This is a genomic window from Glutamicibacter sp. St.4D3 (assembly GCF_059728615.1).
Map to the genome: position 1 here is coordinate 515,954 of NZ_AP039380.1, position 21,562 is coordinate 537,515.

The 21,562-nt window shown below is 63.9% G+C and carries 21 protein-coding genes, 1 tRNA gene and 2 riboswitches; of the genes, 13 read left to right on the top strand and 9 right to left on the bottom strand.

All coding sequences use genetic code 11. The features are described from left to right. Positions 1–26: 26 nt before the first annotated feature. Positions 27–1,766 carry an HsdM family class I SAM-dependent methyltransferase gene (locus AC6I21_RS02445; RefSeq protein WP_497763027.1) on the top strand — a complete coding sequence of 580 codons (1,740 nt, stop codon included), beginning with the start codon at positions 27–29 and terminating at the stop codon, positions 1,764–1,766. 7 nt (positions 1,767–1,773) lie between these two features. Continuing rightward, positions 1,774–2,691 carry a hypothetical protein gene (locus AC6I21_RS02450; RefSeq protein WP_343831571.1) on the top strand — a complete coding sequence of 306 codons (918 nt, stop codon included), beginning with the start codon at positions 1,774–1,776 and terminating at the stop codon, positions 2,689–2,691. An 8-nt stretch (positions 2,692–2,699) separates the two neighbouring features. Here AC6I21_RS02450 and AC6I21_RS02455 read toward each other — a convergent pair whose 3' ends face one another. Continuing rightward, positions 2,700–3,341 carry a GNAT family N-acetyltransferase gene (locus tag AC6I21_RS02455; RefSeq protein WP_497763028.1) on the bottom strand — a complete coding sequence of 214 codons (642 nt, stop codon included), beginning with the start codon at positions 3,339–3,341 and terminating at the stop codon, positions 2,700–2,702. Positions 3,342–3,729: 388 nt separating this feature from the next. Between AC6I21_RS02455 and AC6I21_RS02460 the strand changes: the two genes are divergently transcribed. Further along, positions 3,730–3,806: transfer RNA gene (locus tag AC6I21_RS02460), tRNA-Val, on the top strand. Between the two features lie 121 nt (positions 3,807–3,927). Here the strand turns inward: AC6I21_RS02460 and AC6I21_RS02465 are convergent. Further along, entirely contained in the window at positions 3,928–4,983 is a 1,056-nt protein-coding gene (locus tag AC6I21_RS02465; protein WP_497763029.1) for an LLM class flavin-dependent oxidoreductase, read from the bottom strand. 199 nt (positions 4,984–5,182) lie between these two features. On the opposite strand from AC6I21_RS02465, the gene AC6I21_RS02470 reads away from it, so the two are divergent. Continuing rightward, positions 5,183–6,865, top strand: coding sequence for a threonine/serine exporter family protein (locus AC6I21_RS02470; RefSeq protein WP_497763030.1), 1,683 nt, complete (start codon positions 5,183–5,185; stop codon positions 6,863–6,865). Positions 6,866–6,894: 29 nt separating this feature from the next. Here the strand turns inward: AC6I21_RS02470 and AC6I21_RS02475 are convergent, their stop codons facing one another. Further along, positions 6,895–7,668, bottom strand: coding sequence for a uracil-DNA glycosylase (locus tag AC6I21_RS02475; protein WP_497763031.1), 774 nt, complete (start codon positions 7,666–7,668; stop codon positions 6,895–6,897). 156 nt (positions 7,669–7,824) lie between these two features. Here AC6I21_RS02475 and AC6I21_RS02480 point away from each other — a divergent pair, with 156 nt between their 5' ends. The 3 genes from AC6I21_RS02480 (at position 7,825) to groL (ending at position 10,690) form a co-directional block, all read left to right on the top strand. After that, on the top strand, positions 7,825–8,112 hold the full coding sequence (locus AC6I21_RS02480) for a DUF3263 domain-containing protein (RefSeq protein ID WP_138174850.1): 288 nt from the start codon (positions 7,825–7,827) through the stop codon (positions 8,110–8,112). A 56-nt stretch (positions 8,113–8,168) separates the two neighbouring features. Then, positions 8,169–8,774 (top strand): LytR C-terminal domain-containing protein, encoded by a 606-nt coding sequence (locus tag AC6I21_RS02485; protein ID WP_497763032.1) that lies wholly within the window; start codon positions 8,169–8,171, stop codon positions 8,772–8,774. Between the two features lie 278 nt (positions 8,775–9,052). Then, positions 9,053–10,690, top strand: a complete 1,638-nt coding sequence (gene groL, locus AC6I21_RS02490; protein WP_138174846.1) for a chaperonin GroEL — start codon at positions 9,053–9,055, stop codon at positions 10,688–10,690. Positions 10,691–10,821: 131 nt separating this feature from the next. Here the strand turns inward: groL and AC6I21_RS02495 are convergent, their stop codons facing one another. The 5 genes from AC6I21_RS02495 to AC6I21_RS02515 form a co-directional block, all read right to left on the bottom strand. After that, the gene (locus AC6I21_RS02495) at positions 10,822–11,709 is read right to left on the bottom strand and encodes a DUF4031 domain-containing protein (protein WP_497763033.1); all 888 of its coding nucleotides are present in this window, start codon (positions 11,707–11,709) and stop codon (positions 10,822–10,824) included. Between the two features lie 45 nt (positions 11,710–11,754). Continuing rightward, a complete protein-coding gene (locus tag AC6I21_RS02500; RefSeq protein WP_138174842.1) occupies positions 11,755–12,045 on the bottom strand; it encodes a WXG100 family type VII secretion target in 291 nt (96 codons plus the stop codon). 145 nt (positions 12,046–12,190) lie between these two features. Beyond that, on the bottom strand, positions 12,191–13,717 hold the full coding sequence (locus tag AC6I21_RS02505; RefSeq protein ID WP_497763034.1) for a sensor histidine kinase: 1,527 nt from the start codon (positions 13,715–13,717) through the stop codon (positions 12,191–12,193). 38 nt (positions 13,718–13,755) lie between these two features. Beyond that, positions 13,756–14,463, bottom strand: a complete 708-nt coding sequence (locus AC6I21_RS02510) for a response regulator transcription factor (RefSeq protein WP_138174838.1) — start codon at positions 14,461–14,463, stop codon at positions 13,756–13,758. Between the two features lie 71 nt (positions 14,464–14,534). After that, positions 14,535–14,822, bottom strand: coding sequence for a hypothetical protein (locus tag AC6I21_RS02515; RefSeq protein WP_138925645.1), 288 nt, complete (start codon positions 14,820–14,822; stop codon positions 14,535–14,537). A gap of 167 nt (positions 14,823–14,989) precedes the next feature. On the opposite strand from AC6I21_RS02515, the gene AC6I21_RS02520 reads away from it, so the two are divergent. Next, the gene (locus tag AC6I21_RS02520) at positions 14,990–15,373 is read left to right on the top strand and encodes a cold-shock protein (protein WP_054820557.1); all 384 of its coding nucleotides are present in this window, start codon (positions 14,990–14,992) and stop codon (positions 15,371–15,373) included. A 3-nt stretch (positions 15,374–15,376) separates the two neighbouring features. Further along, positions 15,377–15,994: a DUF3027 domain-containing protein gene (locus tag AC6I21_RS02525; protein WP_138174834.1), complete on the top strand. Its 618-nt coding sequence runs from the start codon at positions 15,377–15,379 to the stop codon at positions 15,992–15,994. A 122-nt stretch (positions 15,995–16,116) separates the two neighbouring features. Here the strand turns inward: AC6I21_RS02525 and serC are convergent, their stop codons facing one another. After that, the gene (serC, locus tag AC6I21_RS02530) at positions 16,117–17,238 is read right to left on the bottom strand and encodes a phosphoserine transaminase (RefSeq protein ID WP_343831550.1); all 1,122 of its coding nucleotides are present in this window, start codon (positions 17,236–17,238) and stop codon (positions 16,117–16,119) included. A gap of 256 nt (positions 17,239–17,494) precedes the next feature. Here serC and AC6I21_RS02535 point away from each other — a divergent pair, with 256 nt between their 5' ends. From AC6I21_RS02535 to AC6I21_RS02550, 4 genes are all read left to right on the top strand, one after another. Next, positions 17,495–18,193, top strand: a complete 699-nt coding sequence (locus AC6I21_RS02535; RefSeq protein WP_138174830.1) for an iron-dependent transcriptional repressor DtxR — start codon at positions 17,495–17,497, stop codon at positions 18,191–18,193. 106 nt (positions 18,194–18,299) lie between these two features. Then, a riboswitch (cyclic di-AMP (ydaO/yuaA leader) is annotated at positions 18,300–18,456 on the top strand. A gap of 7 nt (positions 18,457–18,463) precedes the next feature. Then, positions 18,464–19,465: a M23 family metallopeptidase gene (locus tag AC6I21_RS02540; RefSeq protein WP_246049699.1), complete on the top strand. Its 1,002-nt coding sequence runs from the start codon at positions 18,464–18,466 to the stop codon at positions 19,463–19,465. 128 nt (positions 19,466–19,593) lie between these two features. Further along, a riboswitch (cyclic di-AMP (ydaO/yuaA leader) is annotated at positions 19,594–19,760 on the top strand. A 4-nt stretch (positions 19,761–19,764) separates the two neighbouring features. Beyond that, the gene (locus tag AC6I21_RS02545) at positions 19,765–20,667 is read left to right on the top strand and encodes a C40 family peptidase (RefSeq protein ID WP_497763035.1); all 903 of its coding nucleotides are present in this window, start codon (positions 19,765–19,767) and stop codon (positions 20,665–20,667) included. Between the two features lie 333 nt (positions 20,668–21,000). Beyond that, on the top strand, positions 21,001–21,495 hold the full coding sequence (locus AC6I21_RS02550) for an HNH endonuclease (protein ID WP_138174824.1): 495 nt from the start codon (positions 21,001–21,003) through the stop codon (positions 21,493–21,495). Positions 21,496–21,562 lie beyond the last annotated feature (67 nt).

Consider the following 21,562-nt stretch of genomic DNA (forward strand, 5'->3'; position numbering starts at 1 on the left):
TCGGCGAGCCATGGAAAGATCAAAGCGTGTTGAGCAGTGAACAAGTAAAGGCAGCAGCCGCGGCCCGGCATGGGCGCGGCGCCTACTTCACCCCGGAACCCATAGCACGCTTCATGACCGGCTGGGCACTGGACCAGGGCGCTCGCCGGGTCCTGGAACCTTCCTGCGGAGAAGCACAGTTCCTGACCGTCGCGCATGAACTGCTTGATGACGGGCGCGGGGCCGCCAGCCTGCACGGCATTGAACTGCATGAGCCGTCGGTGCTCGCCGCCGAACGGATCCTGGCCGAGCACGGGGCCAGCGCGCAAATCCGCTGCGCTAACTTCTTTGAGGTCACCGGCCGCCAGGACATGGACGCGGTGATCGGCAACCCGCCCTACGTGCGCTACCAGCTGCACCGCGGGGCCGACCGTGAGCTCTCCCGCCGCGCGGCCCGGGCGGCCGGAGTGGAGCTGAACGAACTGGCCTCGGTGTGGGCCGCATTCGTGGCCCACGCAACCACTTTCCTGCGGCCAGGCGGACGCCTGGCGCTGGTGCTGCCCGCCGAGCTGATGTTTGTGAACTATGCGGCCCCGGTGCGCGCCATGCTGCTCGAACGCTTCAGCACCGTCAGCCTGGTGCTGTTCCAGGAGCGGGTGTTCGCCGACGCCCAGGAGGAAGTGGTGCTGCTGCTGGCCGACGGGTACGGGCAGCCGGGCAGCGGGGCGTTCCGGCTGCACCAGGTGCACAACGCCCTGGGCCTGCAAAGCCTGGAGCCCGGGGTGCTGCATCCGGTGAGTGACCCGGCCGAACGCTGGACCAGTTCGCTGGCCTCCCTGGAAGCGCGCGGCATCTACGACACCGCACTGGCCAACGCCGAATTCGTTCCGCTGCAGACCTGGGGTGAAACCTCCCTGGGGGCCGTGACCGGGAACAACAAGTGGTTTACGCTCAGCGAACCGGACGTGGCCGAGCTGGGGCTGGCCGAGCAGGACCTGATCCGCATTTCCCCACCGGGTTCCCGCCACCTTCGCGGACTGGAACTGGGGCAGGAGGACTGGGAGCGGTTGCGTGAGCACGGTGCAGCCACCTACTTGTTCCGCCCGCAGGGCTCTGCCTCCCCAGCGGGTCAGGAGCTGATTTCCGCCGGGCAGCAGCTGGGCGTCGACTCGGCGTACAAGTGCCGGGTGCGCTCCCCCTGGTGGCGGGTTCCGATCCTGGCGGTGCCGGATTTGTTCATGACCTACATGAACGCCGATACCCCCAGACTGACCACGAACCATGCCCAGGTGCATCACATCAACTCCATCCACGGGGTCTACCTGGGGGCGGATGTGCGTGAGGTGGGCCGGGAACTTTTGCCGCTGGCGTCCCTGAACACGCTGACCATGCTGGGCGCCGAGATTGTGGGCCGCTCCTATGGCGGAGGGATCCTGAAGCTGGAACCCTCGGAGGCCGACCGGCTGCCGGTGCCCAGCCCACACCTGGTCCAGGAACACGCCCCGGCGCTGCGTGCCATTCGGCCGGAGGTTGCCAGGCTGCTGCGGGCCGGACAGAAGCTGCAGGCCAGCGCGCTGGTGGACGAGATCGTGCTGGGCCGGATGCTCGGCCTGGACGCGGCGGCCCGCTGCTGCCTGGAGGACTCCCGCACCCATCTGCTGCAGCGGCGCAAGCTGCGCGGCAAGGCGGTGCGGAAGGCGCAGGCCAACATCGGGCACGCGGTGCAGGCAGGGAAGAGTGCCGAGACCGGAATGAACAACTCCAACGGCAGGGAAACGGGGAACTAGGAACCAGATGGGGCACGAGAAGACGCTGGCCTTTGCCGAATTCGATACGGTGCTCTCCAGCGCCGCCAAAGACTCTCCCTGGTTGCTGAAAGGGGCAGCGCAACAGCAGTTCCAGCCGTCCTACTCGCTGCTTGAACAGTTGCTGAGCATCCCGGTGCGATCCAAGGCCGTCACCCGTTCCGGCCGCTTTGCCCAGGCAGTGGATGCGTGGCTGGCCCACGAGCTGCGGCGTGCCGGGTTCGATCAGGATCTGGTGTGGCCGCGCACCGAGGCGCCGCGGGTGCTTTCCTCCGACATCCTGGACCTGCTGCGCCGGCTGCCCGAACGACTGGCCGAGGAAGTTCACGAGGCGATCCTTGCCGGCAAGGCCGGCAGCACCGATGCCCGGATCCTGGGCCGGGCCTACATGAAGCAGACCGATGTGGTGATGACCCACTGGTCGCGGGGCCCGGAACTGCTGCTGAGCACCAAGGCAATGACTTCATCGTTCGGGAAGAACCTGGCCAACCGCTACGAGGAAGCGTATGGGGACGCCGCCAACCTGCGCGCCCGCTACCCGTTGGCTGCCGTGGGCTTCTACTTCGTGCAGCGCGCCACGATCCTGCGCACCGAACCGGCCGCGTTCCGCCGCACCGTGGATATGATCCGCAAGCTGCGTGATTTCGGGGACGGCTACGGCTATACGGCCACCGGTCTGCTGCTGGTGGACTGGGATGAAGCCGACCCGAACCCTACCGTGCAGGTGGAGCACGACACGGTGCCCGAAGACGTGGCCACCGAACAGTTCATGGCCACCATGATCGACACCGTGCTGCAGGTGACTCCCATCGACCTGCACGAGGTGGCACGGGCCCGGCGGGACGGGATCCCGGAGCCCGTGTCCAGCAAGGACCCGGCTGCGGACCTGCAGGACCCGCTCTTCTAGCCCCGCTGCTAGTAACCAGCCGGGTGCAGGTCGTGGTCGGTCTGTTGGCTACCGCAACGACACGGCGCGCATCCCAGCGCGTGCGGCACGGTAATGGTCGGCAGGACCGGGTGGACCCTGTCTTGTGCCTGGACCGGCACCGGATCCAGTGAAGGTTGACCGGTTCCAAGGGGCAGGGGGAGGGTGTTCGCCCAGTCGCGGGCTGCGGCGGTGGCCTGGTAGATGAACATGCCCTGCCCGTCGAACTCGTACTCGCGCTCCAAGGCCCACAGCTCGGAGCGCTCGTAGAAGGCCCACGACGCCGGATTAGCGGCGTGAATGACGGTGATCGCAGTGCGTCCTGCGTCCAGGGCATGGGCCAGCCGCATCTCGGCGACCCGCTGTCGAATGCCCATCCGCCGGTAGCGCGGATCAACCACCATGCAGCCCAGCTCCACCGCATCCATCAGTTCGGTGGGAGCCACCACGCTGTCGTGGACAATCCCCGCCGCAACCAGTGCGCCTGCATCGCGCACTGTGACCACCAACAGGGCGCGGTCCATTTTCTGATGCCAGCGGGCGTCAACACGTGGGTAGAGGCGGGCCAGCTCCTCGCGCTCGGCGGCGGTTGGAGGCATGGCAGACAGGGCATAGTCCAAGAAGGGGAGCACTGGGATCGGTCCTAAGAAGTCAAGAACGAACGAAAGGAAAAGATTTCCGTCACCCCTGGTGACGGAGGGTTTCGTTGGCCTTTAGGGGACCGTTGCCGGCGGCTTCCGGCAGCTTCCTTGTAGGGCCCAGTTTGGCGGCTCAATGAGCCACAGAAAAATTATGCGGTTCCCAAGCGTCGGGAACAAGCGGGAAAGGGGTCCGGAATGTTAAATCTGTGTTAACCGCTGGCAAGGCGGGCTATCGGCCCTCGAACGCCGCGCCGTGAAGCACGGAAAGGCGCCGAAAGGGACGCCTGTCGGCAGGAGGATCGACCCCGATTTGGTGGCGGCGGAAAATGCCAGTAATATCGTTTAGGTGCCGCGGTGAGAAACTGCGGAAAGCACTTCTGGATCTTTAGCTCAGTTGGTTAGAGCGTTCGCCTCACACGCGAAAGGTCGCTGGTTCGAGTCCAGTAAGATCCACCAAAAACCCCCACAAGAATCTTGTGGGGGTTTTCTCGTATCCAAGCGGGTAAGCGGTTCCTGGCGGCCAGGTCCGCCAAGCAAGCTCCTGCTCGGCAGGCCCGGCCGGGAACGGTTCGCCGCGCTACTGGGCCAGCAGTTCGTGAACCCGCGGCTTGACCACGGTGCCCAACAGCTCAATGCTGTGCATCATCACTTCGTGGGGCAGCGTGCCGTTGGAATACTTCATATCCACCCGGCTCAGACCCAGCATCTGGGCAAAGCGCGCGATTTTTTGGGCCACGGTGTCGGGGCTGCCGGCGAGCATTGCCCCGTCCGGCCCCATGGCTGCCTGCAGACGCATCTTCGAAACCGGCGGCCAACCGCGCTCGGCTCCCAGCCGGTTCATCGCCCGCTGGTAGTGCGGCCACAGCAGTTCCAGGGCTTCCTCGTCGCTGTCGGCCACCAGACCATGGAAGTGCGCGGCGACCGGCTGGTCCGGTTTGCCGAAGGAGTCCAGGGCCTTGTGGTAGAGGCTCACCAAAGGCTCGAAGGCCGCGGGCTGCCCGCCAATGATCGCCAGGAACAGCGGAAGACCGTGTCGGGCGGCGCGGATCACCGATTCGGGGCTGCCTCCGACCCCGACCCAGGTGCGCAGTTCGCTGGACTCCAGCAGCGGATAGACCTGCTGTTCCTCCAACGCGGTACGGGTCTGTCCGCTCCAACTGACCGGTTCGCCGTGGCGCAACCGGGCCAGCAGCTCCAGCTTTTCCTCGAACAGGGTCTCGTAGTCGGTGAGGTTGTAGCCGAACAGCGGGAACGACTCGACGAAGGACCCGCGACCGGCGATGATCTCCGCCCGGCCGCCAGAGAGCCCGTCCAGAGTGGCGAAGCGTTCGTAGACGCGCACCGGGTCATCGCTGGAGAGCACGGTCACCGCACTGCCCAGCCGGATCCGTTCAGTCACCTGCGACAGGGCGCCGAGCACCACTTCCGGGGCGCTGATAGCAAAGTCGTCCCGGTGGTGTTCGCCCACCCCGAAGAAGTCCAGGCCCGAGGCCTCGGCCAGGCGTCCCTCGGCGACTACGTTGCGCAGCACCTGGCCGTGTGGCAGCAATTTGTCCTTCGCATCCACGGTGATGTCACCGAAGGTTTCCACGCCGATTTCCAGCTTCGTTGACCCGGTTGACTGGGTGCTCACCGTAACCACCTTTCCTCGAGACTTTCATGCAAAGACATGCATTCTGGTAACCCTTCGGGGTGGCTGATTCATTCCCCCGAGCCGGTGTTTTGGAAATCACAGATCCCGGGCGGTTTCCTCAGCATGGATCCAGCCTAAGCCCATGCCGCGGTTGTATCGTGAAGTCGTAGCAGGCAACTTCGTTTAAGGGGGTAGATCGGTGGCGCAGCAGGAGCGGGAGAACGAGCCCCGGGAGCAGGTGAATCCGGGGGCGGACCCGGATCCGAAGGTCTCGAGTCTGCCACGCATCAGCGCCAACGAAATCAGGCTTGGATCCCCTCTGGAAGCCAGCGAACCAAGCCAGCCCTACACCTCTTCGTGGCCGCTGCATGATGCCCCACCGGTCCGCGAAGACCCCACCGCCACCATCGCCGCCGCGGAGATCGGCGACCTGGAGGCCCGGACCGGCCAGGTGACCACCGAAGACGGGGTGACCGTGGTGCCCACCCGCGCGAACCCGGTCGCCCGGCGCCTATTGGCCAAGATGTGGGTTTCCGACGCCCCGCCCACCCAGGCGCTGAACATCGTCGAACGGCTCAAGGGCACCCCTTACGCCAACCCGCAGATCAAGGACACCGAGGCTTCGGCCCGCCCGGTCCTGGAATTCGCGCTGGATCTGGCCGAAACGCTTTTCCGCTACGGGGCCGGTGCCCTGGAGGTGGAGACCAGCGTCATCGCGGTCACGGCGGCGCTGGGGCTGAAGCACGTGGATGTGGATGTCACCAACCAGTCGATCCACCTGAACTACAACCCGACCGACGCGGACGGGTTCTCGGTGCTGCGCGTAGTGCGCTCCTCGACCGCGAACTTCGCCGGGCTGTGCCTGGTGCACGAGCTGGTCTCCGACGTGATTTCCGGGGGCATTGAAATCACCCAGGCCGCGACGCGGCTGCAGGTGATCATGCGCAAGCCGCGCCCCTTCCCACGCTGGTTCGTGGCCACCGCGCGCGGCGTGTTCGCCGCCGCGTTCGTGCTGTTCATCGGGGGTTCGGCCCTGGGCGCGCTGATCGCCTTCGGTTCCTCCTCTCTGGTTTCGCAGATCATGAAGTTCGGCAACCGCTGGCGGGTGCCCGAATTCTTCACGGTGGCGGCATCCACCTGTGCGGTGACCGCGGTGGCGCTGATCGGCTTCGCGGTCCACGCACCCATTGACCCGGCACTGGTGGTCGCCGGCGGCATCCTGCTGTTGCTGCCCTCGGTGCGCTTTGTCTCGGCCCTGCAGGACGCGATCAACGGCTTCCCGGTGACCGCGGTGGGCCGACTGTTTTCCGCCGGGCTGATCTATACGGCGATCCTCACCGGCATCTCGGTGGCCCTGGTGATCAGTTTTATGCTCGGCGGCACCGAAGTGGACGTGCACCAGATCCAGCAGATCTCCTATCCGCAGTGGTTCATGATCCTGCTGGTGGCGGTGGCCATCGCCGCCGGCGCGATCTCCGAACAGACCGCCAAGAAGCTCGTGCTGCCCACCGTGGTGATCGCGGTCATCGGCTACCTGGTGCTGCTGGTGTGCAATGCGCTGGGGCTGGGGGAGCGGGCCACCCCGGCCGTGGTGGCCACCGTGATCGGCTTTGCCGCCCGGTTCACCTCGGAGAAGCTGCGCACCCCGCAGCTGGTGATTGCCTCGCCCGGGGTGTACTTCCTGCTGCCGGGCCTGATGATCTTCCGTTCCATGTACGGGATCGTGCTGGAAACCGACGCCATGGACCAGGCGCTGGTGGAGATGTTCAACGCCTTTGCCATCATGCTCTCGATCGCCGGCGGCGTCGTGTTCGGCGACACGCTCTGCCGTCCGCTGATCGCCGGGGCCGGACGGGAACGCAAGCGCATTCGGCGCCGGTAACGCCTTGGCTGACCATGCCGCCGGGCCGACTAGGCCGGCGGCAGCTGCCAATCCACCGGCGGCAGGCCCAGCTGCTGCAGTTCACGGTTCACCGCGCTGAAGGGCCGGGAGCCGAAGAAGCCGCGGGAGGCCGATAGAGGCGAGGGGTGGGCGCTGCGCAACTGAACCATTGCCGGCATCGCCGGAGCCAGTTTTTGGGCGTGCGCACCCCACAGGATCGCGACCACCGCCGGGGTACGGCGGTTCAGCGTGGTAATCACCGCGTTGGTCACCGCATCCCACCCGAGTTTCTGGTGCGATCCGGCCTGCCCGGCACCCACCGACAGCGTCTGGTTCAGCAGCATCACCCCCTGCTCCTGCCAGGCGCTCAGGTCCCCGTGGACCGCCGGCGCCACGCCCAGGTCATCTTCCAGTTCCCGGTAAATGTTCTTCAGGCTGCGCGGCAGCGGGCGAACCTGCCGGTCGGTGGAAAAGCTCAGCCCCACCGGATGGGACGGTGTCGGGTAGGGATCCTGGCCCAGGATCAGCACCTTCACCCGCTGAACGGGTAGCTGCAGGGCACGCAACATTAGCCGGGGTGCGGGCAGAATCTGTTCACCGGTCAGCGAACGCTCCGAGAGCCGGCGGGCCAGGGTGCGCAGCGTGTGGTCCAGCGGCAGCAGCGTTGGCACCCAGCTCGGATCGATGACCCCGGTCTCGGCCATCGCCGCCGCGCCGTGGAAGAACGGGAAATCCTCGGGCGTGAAGCTCGCCGCGGCGGGCTCGGCGGATGCGGCGAACAGGGCCGGTTGGTCGAAGCTCATGGCACCATTCTTCCCTGCCGCGGCCCGTCGTGCGAAGCGTCACCGGGAACCGGCGGAGGAAAACGGCTAGAATTGTCTATGGCGTAGCGCCGGGAATACCCAGATGGAAGAGTGTTCCCAAGTGGTTTCCAACGGTTTGGATCGAGGTGGATGAGCATGGCGGATGAAGGCATCTTGGTGGATTTCGTGATGAATCCAGATAGCGAGCTCGATGAGCGCTCGCAGCAGATCCTGAGCATGGAGCGGCTGTGGTGGAAGTATGCCGGGGCCAAGGAACAGGCCATCACCAAGCAGTTCTCCATCTCGCCGGCGAACTACTACCAGCTGCTGAATCAGCTTATTGAAACGGATGCGGCGCTGGCCTACGATCCGATGCTGGTCAAGCGGTTGCGTAGACTACGAACTACCAAGCGTCGTGTCCGCACCGGCAACGCCAAGTACTGACCAGTTACTGAGCCAGGCGTGCCCGGAGACCGGCAAGACATCGAACAAGGACGAGAATGACCAACTACCCACGTGACGAATTCGATCGCGTACCGGAGTTCAACACCCGCGTTGGGTCGCACCATGCCAATGGCTGGGCACAGGCTGCCGCCTCCAAGGACAAGGGTGGAAAGTTCCGTTGGGTGGCCATTGCCGCTGTGCTGGTGCTGCTGGTCGGCGCCGTCTCCTACTTCTTCTTCGGCCCCAATGGGCAAAACCAGCTGATGGGGTCCACCCCCACGCCCAGCCCCACCGCCTCGGCCAGCGCCGAGCCGAGCTCCGAGAGCCCCAGCCCGAGTGAGTCGCCCACGGCCTCCAGCTCCATTGACGAGGATCTGGTGCTGTACCAGGTACGGGTGGGGATCTACAACGGCGCGGGGGTCGCCGGAATTGCCGGTCAGGCCCAGCAGCTGCTGCTCGATGAGGGCTTCACCGGATCCTTCACGGACAACTGGGTGCGCGATGAAACCGAGTCCGCGGTCTACTACACGACCGAGCAGTACCGGATGACCGCCGAAAAGGCGGCCGAGGTGTTGCAGATCGAGGCCGTCTACCAGACGCAGAACATCCCCAACCCGGTCACCGTGGTGCTGGGGGCGGATGACCCGCTGCCCAGCGAGTAAGACGCACCTACGCTCACAGCCGACTAGCTTGCACTCGAGGGGCTGGAGTGCCAATATTTGTATTAGCACTCTAGTGCTTCGACTGCTAACGCAGGCGGGTGGAGCTGACCTTCACCCTTCGCGGCGGCGGATTCGAGGCGCCGGAGCAAGAAACACCTCAGATAGCGAGAGCCAGTACGCGTCGCGGTCCGATGCCGCCCGCGGAACCCTCGTCCGTCGCGGGCGCTGTCTGGCGGTTGCATTTTCGCAAGCTAGTCCCGAAAGGACCACCAGCCACTATGGCCAAGATGATTGCATTTGACGAGGAAGCACGCCGCGGCCTCGAGCGCGGCCTGAACACTCTGGCCGATGCCGTGAAGGTCACCCTGGGCCCGCGCGGTCGCAACGTTGTTCTGGAAAAGAAGTGGGGCGCTCCCACCATCACCAACGACGGTGTCTCGATTGCCAAGGAAATTGAGCTTGAGGACCCGTACGAGAAGATCGGCGCCGAGCTGGTCAAGGAAGTCGCCAAGAAGACTGACGACGTCGCCGGTGACGGCACCACCACCGCCACCGTGCTCGCCCAGGCCCTGGTGAAGGAAGGCCTGCGCAACGTCGCCGCCGGCGCCGATCCGATCGCGCTGCGCCGCGGCATCGACAAGGCTGTTGAGGCCGTCACCTCCGAGCTGTTCACCGCAGCGAAGAAGGTCGAGTCCAAGGAGCAGATCGCGGCCACCGCTTCGATCTCCGCTGGCGACAACGAAATCGGCGGTCTGATCGCCGAGGCGCTGGACAAGGTCGGCGAGCAGGGTGTCATCACCGTCGAGGAATCGAACACCTTCGGCCTGGAGCTTGAACTGGCAGAGGGCATGCGCTTTGACAAGGGCTACATCTCGGCCTACTTCGTCACCGACGCAGAGCGCCAGGAAACCGTCCTGGAAGACCCCTACATCCTGATCGTCAACTCCAAGATCTCCAACGTCAAGGAAATGGTTGGTCTGCTGGAGAAGGTCATGCAGTCCAACAAGTCGCTGCTGATCATCGCCGAAGACGTCGAGGGCGAAGCCCTGGCCACCCTGATCCTGAACAAGATCCGTGGCCTGTTCAAGTCCGTCGCCGTCAAGGCCCCGGGCTTCGGTGACCGCCGCAAGGCCATGCTCACCGACATCGCCATCCTCACCGGCGGCCAGGTCGTTTCCGAGGAAGTTGGCCTGTCCCTGGACAACGTCGGCCTGGAGGTGCTGGGTACCGCCCGCAAGGTCGTCATCACCAAGGACGAGACCACCATCGTTGAAGGCGGCGGCGAAGCCGACGCCATCGAGGGTCGCAAGAACCAGATCGCTGCCGAGATCAAGAACACCGACTCGGACTACGACCGCGAGAAGCTGCAGGAGCGCCACGCCAAGCTCTCCGGCGGTGTCGCCGTGCTGAAGGCCGGCGCCGCCACCGAGGTGGAGCTCAAGGAGCGCAAGCACCGCATCGAGGACGCAGTGCGCAACGCCAAGGCTGCCGTGGAAGAGGGCATCGTCGCCGGCGGTGGCGTGGCCCTGATCCAGGCCGGTGCCGCTGCCTTCGAGAAGCTGACCCTGGAAGGTGACGAGGCCACCGGTGCGAACATCGTGCGCGTTGCCATCGAGGCCCCGCTGAAGCAGATCGCCGCCAACGCCGGCATGGAGCCGGGCGTTGTGGCCGACAAGGTCAAGGGCCTGTCCGCAGGCCACGGCCTGAACGCCGCCACCGGCGAGTACACCGACCTGCTGGAGGCCGGCGTGAACGATCCGGTGAAGGTGACCCGTTCGGCCCTGCAGAACGCTGCATCGATCGCCGGCCTGTTCCTGACCACCGAGGCCGTCGTGGCAGACAAGCCGGCTCCGGCCGGTGCCGCTGCCCCGGGTGCCGACGAGATGGCAGGCATGGGCGGCATGGGCGGCTTCTAGCCTCCCGCGTTCAACCCAACACTGCGCGAAACCCGCTCCACCGCAACCGGTGGGGCGGGTTTCGCCGTTAACCGCCGCCGCAGCTGGCACGCTGCGGTGCCTTGCCGCGGCTGGGGCCGGCGGGCAGTGTTTCAGCTCCAGCGCGAGAGCTGTTCGATTTCCTGGCTGAGGTTCGCCCGGGCGGACGCTTCCCAGCGCTGCAGGCCCAAGGGGGTGGCGAAGATCTGTTCCTTGTCCAACAACGCCTGCAGGATCTGGGAGCGTCCGGCGGCAAAGTCCTTCTGCGGCAGGTGCGAATATTCCTCGGCGATCGCCGCAGTGTAGCGCTGGTAGGCGGCCGGTGGCCTGGCCAGCACCTCAAGGTCGGCATCGGAAAACATCTGCCCCAGATAGTCCGCGGCCTGCGGGCGGTGTGTGGTGGTCAGCAGCACCAGGCGGCGCACCTCGCCCACCGCGCCCGGGGAGATGAGCCCGTAGAGCCGGGCTTCGGCCAGGCGGGCGGAGTCCTGCTCGTCCTGGGCGGTGCCCCGGTAGACGGCATCGTGGAACCAGGCGGTCAGTTCCAGGATCTGTCGTTCGTCCTGCTCCAGGTCTTCGGGCATCAGCTCATCCAGGGCCTCAAGGACCGACAAGAGGTGAACCCGGTCGTGGTATTTGCGGTGCCCCTGGCTCCAGGCTGCCAACAGCTCCCTGCCCAGTCCTGGCACCTCCAGGGTCCGCACCCAGCGGCGCAGCAGAATTTTGTCGAGCTTCTCGGGACGGTGCCGCCCGGGCACCCGAATCCCGGACGCCACCAGCCGGCGCACCAGTTCCCCACCCGAAACCGGCTGGGCCCCACTGTCCACCAGCTGCCGGTACCGGCGTTCCGGCACGTCATAGTGGTCACGGTCGAAGGCCCGCTGCGGCAGGCCGGTACGCCGGGCGAACTCATGCAGTTCCTGCAGCGAATGATCGGAGACCACATGGGAGAACAAGGTCCCATGGGCGGGCCAGAGCGGTGGGTCAATCAGGATGCTCATTGCCCCAGCCTACCGACCCGCTGTCCACGGGGTCAGGCACACGGCTCAGAAGCGAAACATGGACGCGTTGATGTTCTCCACTTCCTCGTATTGGGTGGAGGCGTGGTGCAGGGCCGTGGCGATGGAGGAGAGCGACTCCTCGATGCGCACATGGGTGGCCCGCCATTCGGCGACAATTGCCTGGAACGACGCGGCGGCGGCGCCCTGCCACGTGCCCTGCAACTGGTCAAGGTTCATCTGCATGGCCGCCACTTCACTGCGCAACCGGTCGATGGTTCCCATGACGGCCTGGGACTTGATTTGCATGTCACCGGTGTCGGTGGAAAACGTGCTCACGATGGTCCTGCCTTTCCAAGGGGTTGTGATGCCCCCACGTTAAGGCTGGGCTGGTCCTGAACCGCGGGTGGTGGACTGATTGTGGATCAGACGGTGCATGAAACGGAACTGGTCCGGGCCGGGGCGTGATGCACCGGCCCGGTCTCTAGTCCTCGTCATCGTCGTCGTAGTGCTCCTCCACCGGAATGTAGGGCAAGTGTACTGCGAGGGTGGCCCCGCCGCCTGGGGTGTCCTCCACCTGCACGTGGCCGCCGTGCTGTGCCACGATGGCCGCTACGATCGCCAGTCCCAACCCCGAGCCGCCGGTTTCACGTTGCCGGGAACTGTCGGCGCGGTAGAAGCGTTCAAAGATCTTCTTCGCGTCTTCTTCCGGAATGCCCGGACCGTGATCGCGGATCTGGATCACCGCATCAATCTGGTCACCAACCTGGGACTTCACGCCGACCGCGATCTCCAGGGGCGAATCTTGCGGAGTGTAGCGCAACGCGTTGGTCAGCAGATTTGCCACGACCTGGCGGATGCGGGCCTCATCCCCGCGCGTGCTGGCCGGGGCCGGTACCGAGGAATGCAGACCCACCAGTTTGACCTCGCGCTCCGGGGCCCGCACCCGGGTGTCTTCCACCGCGTCCTGCCCCAGCACCAGCAGGTCCACGGGTGCCATCTCCAGCGCGCGCTGTTCATCGAGCCGGGCCAACATCAACAGGTCTTCGACCAGTTGGGCCATCCGCTTTGATTCGGCCTCGATCCTGCCCATCGCCGAGTCCAGGGCCTCGGAATCCGCCAATCCGCCGTGACGGTAGAACTCGGAGTAGCCCTGGATGGTCACCAGCGGGGTACGCAGCTCATGCGAGGCATCCTGGATGAAGCGACGCATCTTGCGTTCGGAATGCTCCCTGTCCTTGAATGCCCGCTCAATCTGGGCGAGCATCGCGTTCAGGGAGCGCGATAGGCGCCCGACCTCGGTTTCCGGCGGGTAATCGCGCACACGCTGGGTCAAGTCACCATCGGCAATCATCGCCGCGGTGCGTTCAACGCGCACCAACGGCAGGAAAGCGCGTGTGGTGACCCCGTAGGCGATCATGGACATGATCAGGGTAGCCAACAACCCGGTGGACAGCACCAGAACCGTGCTCTTGGAAACCGTGTCCTGCACCGTGTCCAACGGCAATGCAATAAAGAGGTTCGCATCGGAACTGGGCATCGGAACCACCATGGCCCGCCAGCCGATGCTGGCCGGATAGATCCCCGGGACGGTGACCGGATGCCATGGGGTTTCGGCCAGTTTCGCGGTCTGCTCGGGCGCCAGCAACGGCGAATCCATGCCCGTGGGCGTAACCCGGCTGCGCGGCATGATGTACACGATCTTGCCCGAATCATCCCGGATGTCGGCGTACGCGCGGTTCAGCCCCAGCAAGGTGGTGTCCACCCCGGTTTGCTGTTGCGGGTTGCGGTCCCCGTCCAGGGCATAGCGGTAGGCCTGGTTCAGTCCGTAGGAAAGCGTGGGCCCGGCCGCCAGCAACTGGTCATCTATCTGCTTGGTCAGAGAGATGCGCAGCGACTGGGCCGAGCCCACGGCGGTGGCGATGACCCCGAGGATCATCAGGCCGCACATCAGCATGACCAGTTTGGTGCGCAACGAGGTACGGCGCCACGAGAGTCTCAGAGCCTGCATGTAATGACCTTACAAGTCCGCCGTTGCGAACTGGGTCATTAGCGGCGGTCCGGGGTGCGCATCAGGTAACCGACACCGCGCTTGGTCTGGATCAGTGCCGGCCACTCGGGACGGTCGACCTTGCGGCGCAGGTAGGAGATGTAGGACTCCACAATGGAGGCGTCCCCGTTGAAGTCGTACTCCCACACATGATCCAGGATCTGCGACTTGGACAGCACCCGGTTCGGGTTCATCATCAGGTAACGCAGCAGCTTGAACTCGGTGGGGGACAGATCGATGATTTCCCCGGCGCGGCGCACCTCGTGGGCGTCGTCATCCAGTTCCAGATCGGCGACGGCGATGGTCGCGTTTTCTTCCTCGCCGGTGTGGGTGCGACGCAGGACCGCACGGATGCGGGCCACGACCTCGTCCAGGCTGAAGGGCTTGGTGACATAGTCATCGCCGCCCACGGTCAGTCCGGTGACCTTGTCGGTGGTGTCATCCCGAGCGGTGAGGAACAGAACCGGGAAATGGCGTCCGGCGGCACGCAGCTTGCGGGTGATGGTGAAACCGTCCATATCCGGCAGCATGACGTCCAGGACCGCCAGATCCGGCTCGCCGGCTTCCACGGCGGCCAGCGCTTCGCGGCCGTTGGCGGCGGCGATGACCTCAAACCCGGCAAAACGCAGGGAGGTCGAAAGCAGCTCGCGGATGTTCGGTTCGTCGTCGACGACCAGCAGTTTGGCTTCAGGTGTCTTTGCACTCATGGGTTCCAGTCTGCAATCAGTTTCTGGGAGTTAGCTGGACGAGCTCTGGAAGGGCAAGGGTGCTGCGCCTGTTAACTCCTGCGTCGTTGCCGAATGGAATACGCAATAACCACGGCGCCGAGGATGAAGGCCACCGGAAGCCCGTACAATCCGACGCCCATGACCAGTGGAGGGATGGCGATGTGCTGGAAATACAGGACCAGCACCGCGACGAGCGCAAGTGTCGAAACCGCCGCCAGCGCAATGGTGAAACGGGTTATCCAGGTCATGGCAACAGAAGGGGTACTCACATAGACCAACGATACCGCTTTGTCTCGGCTGGGTTCAGGCGTCAAAAGATGAACCGGTGGGGCAGACAATGACATAATCTATTTAATTCGACTTGAATCGCGCCCGTCGATCGAGCACCCGGTAGAACAATAGGCAGTCCGGTTAGATGCTCCGCGCGGCACGAGGGGAAAACACGGCTCCAGGCCCGGATGGCTGGAGACCCGGTGGCTGAGTAAAAAGAACGAGGTAAATGATCGTGCCCAGTGGCAAGGTTAAGTGGTATGAGAAGTCCAAGGGCTTTGGCTTCATCACGGCCGATGACGGCAAGGAGATCTACGTTAACGCGTCGGCGCTGCCCGAAGGCGTGATGGACCTGCGCCCTGGCACCCGGTTGGAATTTGGTATCGCCGACGGGCGGCGGGGGCCGCAGGCGCTGAGCCTGCGGATCCTGGATGAGGCCCCGTCGGTCGCCCGCGCCAAGCGCAAGAAGCCGGAACAGCAGGCGGTGCTGATCGAGGACCTGATCAAGCTGCTCGACCAGGTTTCCAATACCCTGCGCAAGGGCCGCTATCCTGAACACGCATACGGCAAGAAGGTTGCCACCGTGCTGCGCGCGGTGGCCGACGATCTGGACGCATAACTCATGGCTCGTAAACCCAAACTCGACACGGTGCTCGCCGACGCGGTTGATACCGCCCGCGCTGCCCTGACCGAAATCGCCCCCGCCTCGGAAGTGGGGGACTACCAGGGCGTCGCGGTGGAAGGTGAGCGACTTGTCACCCACAGATTTGTCGCCCATCGAGATGGCTATCGCGGGTGGAACTGGTTCGTGACCCTGGCCAGGGTCCCGCGGGCCAAGGCCAAGGACGCGACCGTGTGCGAAATCGGGATTATTCCCGGTGAGGAAGCCCTGCTTGCCCCGGCATGGGTGCCCTGGGCCGATCGCCTGGCCCAGGAGGAAGTGGAGGCCGCCGAGGCTGCGGCGCGCGAAGAAGCCGAAGGCGCTCACGCTGCTGACGGTGAAGCTGCCCCGGAGCCCGAACACGAGGAACGTGCAAAGAACGACACGGGGCAGGACCGGGCCGAGGCCGAGGAAGTCTCCGGCGCTGAAGAGGCATCCGCCGATGACGAGCCCGCAACTGAGGAACCGGAAGCCGCACAGGAACGGGGCAGGCGCCCAGTCCGCCGGCGACGTACCGCACAGCGGACCGCGGCACGTCGCCGCGCTGCCCAGCGCAATCGGTCGCGCCGTTCGTCCTAATCCGGCGTAGGGCCCCAACCGCCGCAGACACGTGGCTGGGTGAGGTGCGGGAGACAAAAAGATGGAGGAGAAGCACACTGTGCTTCTCCTCCATCTTTTTCTCTTATGAAAAGAGCGGAACCCTAGAGCTGGTCAATCACGTAATCAATGCAGTCCAGCAGCGCCTGCACGTCGGAAGGTTCGATGGCAACAAAGGTCGCGATGCGCAGCTGGTTGCGACCCAGCTTGCGGTACGGTTCAACATCCACGACGCCATTGGAACGCAAGGTCTTGGCGATTGCCGCAGCATCAATGGAATCGTCGAAGTCGATCGTGGCGATGACATTCGAACGGTGCCCCGGGTCTTGGACGTACGGGCTGGTCTCTTTGCGGGCCTCGGCCCATGCGTAGACCTTGCCAGCGCTTTCGGCGGTGCGAGCCGCAGCCCACTGCAGTCCACCGTTGCTGTTCAGCCACTTGATCTGCTCGTCGAACATGACCAGAGTCGCCAACGCCGGGGTGTTGTAGGTCTGGTTCTTCAGCGAGTTATCCAGCGCCGTCTTCAAGTTCAGGAAGTCCGGGATCCAACGGTCCGAGGCAGCAATCTCCTCGATTCGGGCAATGGCTGCGGGGGAGACCATGGCCACCCACAGCCCGCCGTCCGAGGCGAAGTTCTTCTGCGGCGCAAAGTAGTAGACATCTACCTCGTTCAGATCCACATCCAAACCGCCGGCTGCGCTGGTCGCGTCGACCACGACCAGGGCATCGTCATTCGCGCCGGGAACGCGCTTGACGGGTGCGGCCACGCCGGTCGAGGTTTCGTTATGCGCCCAGGCATAGACATCAACATCGGCCTCCGCCGAAGGCTGCGGCAGCGAACCAGGCTCGGCGCTAATGATGGACGAGGCGGAAAGGAACGGGGCCTTGTCGGTCGCCTTGGCGAACTTGGAGCTGAACTCGCCGAAGGACAGATGCTGTGCCTTGTCGCGCACCAGCCCAAACGCGGCCGCATCCCAGAAGGCGGTGGAACCGCCCACGCCCAGCAGGACTTCATAGCCTTCCGGGGCCTTGAACAGTTCCTTTAGTCCTGACTGAACCGAGGCCACCAGGTTCTTGACCGGAGCTTGGCGGTGGGAAGTTCCCAGCAGCCGTGGGCCGGCATCCACCAGGGCCTGAACCTGTTCGGGGCGAACCTTGGACGGGCCGGCGCCAAAGCGGCCGTCGACGGGAAGAAGGGACTGGGGAATGGTGATGCCGGTGCTCATCGCGCTCCTCTTATAGCGATTGATTCGAAAGCGCGTTTTAGGACGTCCAAGCCCGGATGGGGGGAATTTAAGGCTCGCCAAACGCGTTCCACTAATATCTTCGCAAACCGGTCTGCGAAGAGGGAAAATTCGCGTCGTCGGTTACGTAGGCCGCGTAGGGGTCAGTGCACTAGTTGTCTGTTGCACACAGTAGAGTGGGTAACTGACGTCTCGTTTTACCGGCAAAACTTATTTGTTACTTTCAGGAGTGGCTACCGTGTCTGACCTAATCGATACAACTGAGATGTACCTGCGTACCATTCTTGAGCTTCAAGAAGAAGAGATTGTCGCTCTGCGTGCGCGGATTGCCGAACGTCTGGGCCACTCGGGTCCGACCGTCTCACAGACCGTCGCCCGCATGGAGCGCGATGGGCTGGTCGTGGTTTCCGCGGACCGTCACCTGGCTCTGACAGAAAAGGGTCACGAACTGGCCACCAGCGTGATGCGCAAGCACCGTCTGGCCGAACGGCTGCTCTCGGACATGATTGGCCTGGACTGGGAGTACGTCCACGAAGAGGCCTGCCGCTGGGAACACGTCATGAGCGACCGTGTGGAGCAGCGACTGTACGACCTGCTGGGTAAGCCGACCATTTCTCCCTACGGCAATCCGATCCCGGGTTTGGAAGTGCTGGGAGGGCCGAAGGTGTCGGAGATCTCCTATGAGGTAGAAAACCTTGACCAGGCGCTGGAAAACGGCAACGCCGGTCCACTGCCGATCGAACGACTGGCCGAGCCGATCCAGACTGACCCCATCCTGCTGGGCCAGCTGAATGAGGGCGGAATCAAGCCCGGAGCAGTAGTAACGCTGGAACGGGCCGAGGATTACGTGGTGGTTCGCGTCGAGGGAATCGAGGGCGCGCTGGAGCTTCCGGTGGAAGTCAGCAGCCACGTTTTTGTCCGCACGGCCCAAAGATAACGAAATTGTAACTTTAGCGTTTGACCTGTAGTGTGTACTGCTGGTGTCACCTACTTTCTGACACCCGCAGGCACCGCAGTGAACACCGAGTATTGCCCTCACCGGAGCTATGCGAGAAACAAATCCAGGGCAGTAGCGGGGGACCCAGACTTTGGCGTTGTCAACGCCTTGGGGTGAAGTCGTGCCTTCCACGGGTGAACGACCGGATATTTCTCAGGATCCGAACCCGACAGCTAACTTCGCAGGTGTGTCAACGTGAGAGGGAAAGTATTGGCAGAATCCAAGCCAAGCGGTCGCCGTCGGGCCGAGGGTGTTGAGCTTGATCCAACATTCGAAATCTTGAACGACGTTGCGAGCCGTCCGGCTGGTCGTCGGGCCCGCAGATCTGCTGCGTCTGACGTAGCACCGGCAGAACAGCGTGACTATGCAGGTCGCCGCTTTGAAAGCATTCAGCGCTACGGTGTTTCACCGCAGCAGGCCGACCTGGCCAGCAAATTCGCCGAGAACATTGTTCCCCTCTCCGCTGCCAAAACAGCCGAGGCGCCTGTTCCGGCCAGTGATGACCTTATTGAAGAGCTGCGCTCGGTCAAGCGTCCGAAGAGCCGGCTCGGCTTCACTCACAAGGTTGCAGCTGTTGCTGCCGTCTCGGGCCTGACCCTGGCCGCAGTGACCCCCTACCTCGACGGCGCCGATCCGCAGAAGGCCGAAGCCTCGGCCCAGCGTACGGCTACCAGCGCCGTGGTGGACGTCCAGGCTCCGGGCAACAGCGGGCTTGAAGTCGAACGCGCAGCATTGACCTCCGACCGTTCGGAAGAGGTCAAGAAGGAAGAGAAGTTCTCCGAGGTCCTGACCGCCGCAGGCGGGGACATCTCCCGGATCGCGACCCCGGGACTGCTGGATCGCCCGGTGGATTCCAATCGAATCACCTCTCCCTTTGGGCATCGCAAGAACCCCACTGGTCCGGGCTTCATGAGCCACAGTGGCCTAGATTACGGTGTGGCATGTGGCACCCCGGTCAAGGCGACAGCCTCGGGCACCGTTACCGTTTCGGGATGGGCGGGGCATTCGGGTAAGCGCGTGACCCTCTCCCATGGAAATGGTCTGGAGACCGGCTACAGCCACAACTCTTCCCTAAAGGTTGAGGTCGGACAGAAGGTTGAGCGCGGACAGGTGATCGCGCTCAGCGGCACCACCGGTAACTCAACTGGGTGCCATGTCCACTATGAAGTGATCGTTGACGGCAAGTTCCAGAACCCTGCTGGCTGGCTATAACGATCTCCGTCACCATTTCGTGACCAAAATGTGACAATCGAAAAAACATCCTGTAGGCTCGACAGCGTGCCTCGGGACAACCCGGGCAAAATTGCGTGAGAACCGAACACTGCCAACACGCAATAACACGTTATGAACAACTCGTACGGCAGTGGCGGGGGACCCAAACACCGGGTGGTTGGCTTAGGCCAAAAACCCTAGGGGTGAAGTGTGAAGAGAAGGAAACTTCGACTCCACCGAGGTAACTCCACTTCGAACCCGACAGCTTACCTCGTAGGTATCAAGGAGAGGCTTTAATTGTGACTAAGCGTCAATCGCAGGGGCGCCACCGCGCCGTGCCGGCACGCACCAACCCGTTGGAAGCTATTTCGCAGGCAGTGTCCTCGAACGCCGGTTCGGTCGGCCGCCAGGCCGCCGTCGTGGCCGCAGCTTCCGGTCTGATCGTTACCCTGGGTGTACCGGGCCAGGCCACCGCACCACGCGACGTTTCGGCAGCACCGGTTGACATCGTCAACCCGGAGCGCGTCGCCGTCAAGGCTGTTTCGGTTCCCGCCAAGAAGGCTGACAAGTTCGAAATCGAGCGCGCCAGCTTCACCGCAGAGCCGAAGCCGGAGCCGGTTGTCGTCGCCGTGGCCAATGAGGTCGCCCCGGTGAGCAACGACAACGCGCCGACCACTCGCGAGAATGCTCCGACCACTCGGAACAGCGTCTCGACCACTCGCAGCAGCGCGTCGACCAATAGCGATAACGCTCCGATGACCCGCGAGAGCCGTTCGCAGACTCAGCGTTCTGCCGCCTCGGCTCCGGAATCGAGCAAGTCCAAGGCTCCTAAGAAGGAGTCGACCAAGAGCGTTCCTGGTCTGTCCGGCATCGCCGCGACGGCCAGCAAGTACGTGGGCGCCCCGTACGTCTGGGGCGGCAACACCCCGTCCGGTTGGGATTGCTCCGGCTTCGTGAAGTACGTCTACGCACAGCACGGCATCAACATTGCCCGTGGCACCTCGGCCATCCTTGGCTCCGGTCAGTTCAAGCGCACCAGCAGCCCGAAGCCGGGCGACCTGGTGTTCCAGCGCGGCGGCAGCCACGTCGGCATCTACCTGGGTGGCGGCAAGATGATCGGTGCTCAGAACCCCACCACCGACACCAACATTCACCCAGTGACCCAGAACCCGCTTTACGGGTACTACACCCTGGCTCGCTAGGAACTTAGCAAACGGTTAGGCCGCGGTGACGCTGTTGCGTCACCGCGGCCTAACCGTTTAATGCGTCTATCTCTACCCGCGACTTGATCCCCGCCAAGCGGCTTCGCATTGTCGCTCACCGCAGGCAACTGTTCGTTTTGGAAAAGCCCAGAAAGGCTTAGGGGCAGCGGTGAACAGTGTGCGTTCATTGGATTAAGAATGTGCTTGGCCGGCAAAATAGTTGCAATTCATGGTGATCTATCGCATAGGCTAGCGCTTGTGAGGACTGTCCAACAGCGCTTCGTGAGGCATGTGGTAGATGCAGCACGCGGCGCTCCGGGGGAAAGTACATAGATGCGCACGCTGGTATTGAATGCAGGTTATGAGCCGCTGGCCGTGGTTTCATTTCGCAGAGCACTGCTGTTGGTGCTCGCCGACAAGGCTACGATTCTTTCAGCCGACGACAGCCGGCCGGTAATCAGTGCCCACACAAGCCTTCCGCGGCCGTCGGTCATTGTCCTGAACCGCTATATCCGTCGTCCGCACCGAGTAATGAATCATGTCACCCGTCGCGGGGTATTGCGTCGCGATTCCTACAAGTGCGCCTATTGCGGACGTCCCGCCACCACTGTGGACCATGTACTTCCGCGGTGCAAAGGCGGCAAGGACACCTGGGAGAATCTGGTCGCCGCGTGCTTCCCCTGCAATAGCCGCAAGGCCGATATGACGCTCTCGCAGCTCGGCTGGAGGCTGAAGGACACCCCGAAATGCCCGCGCTCAAACGTGTTGTTCATCCGTGGTCTGGAACGGGTTGAGCAGGACTGGGGGCAGTACCTGCAGGCCGTTTGAGCAGGAAGCTTCGTCTCTGCGTCACCGGTTTGCTCTCACCCCGTCAGCCGGGGGAAGCACGCTCAGC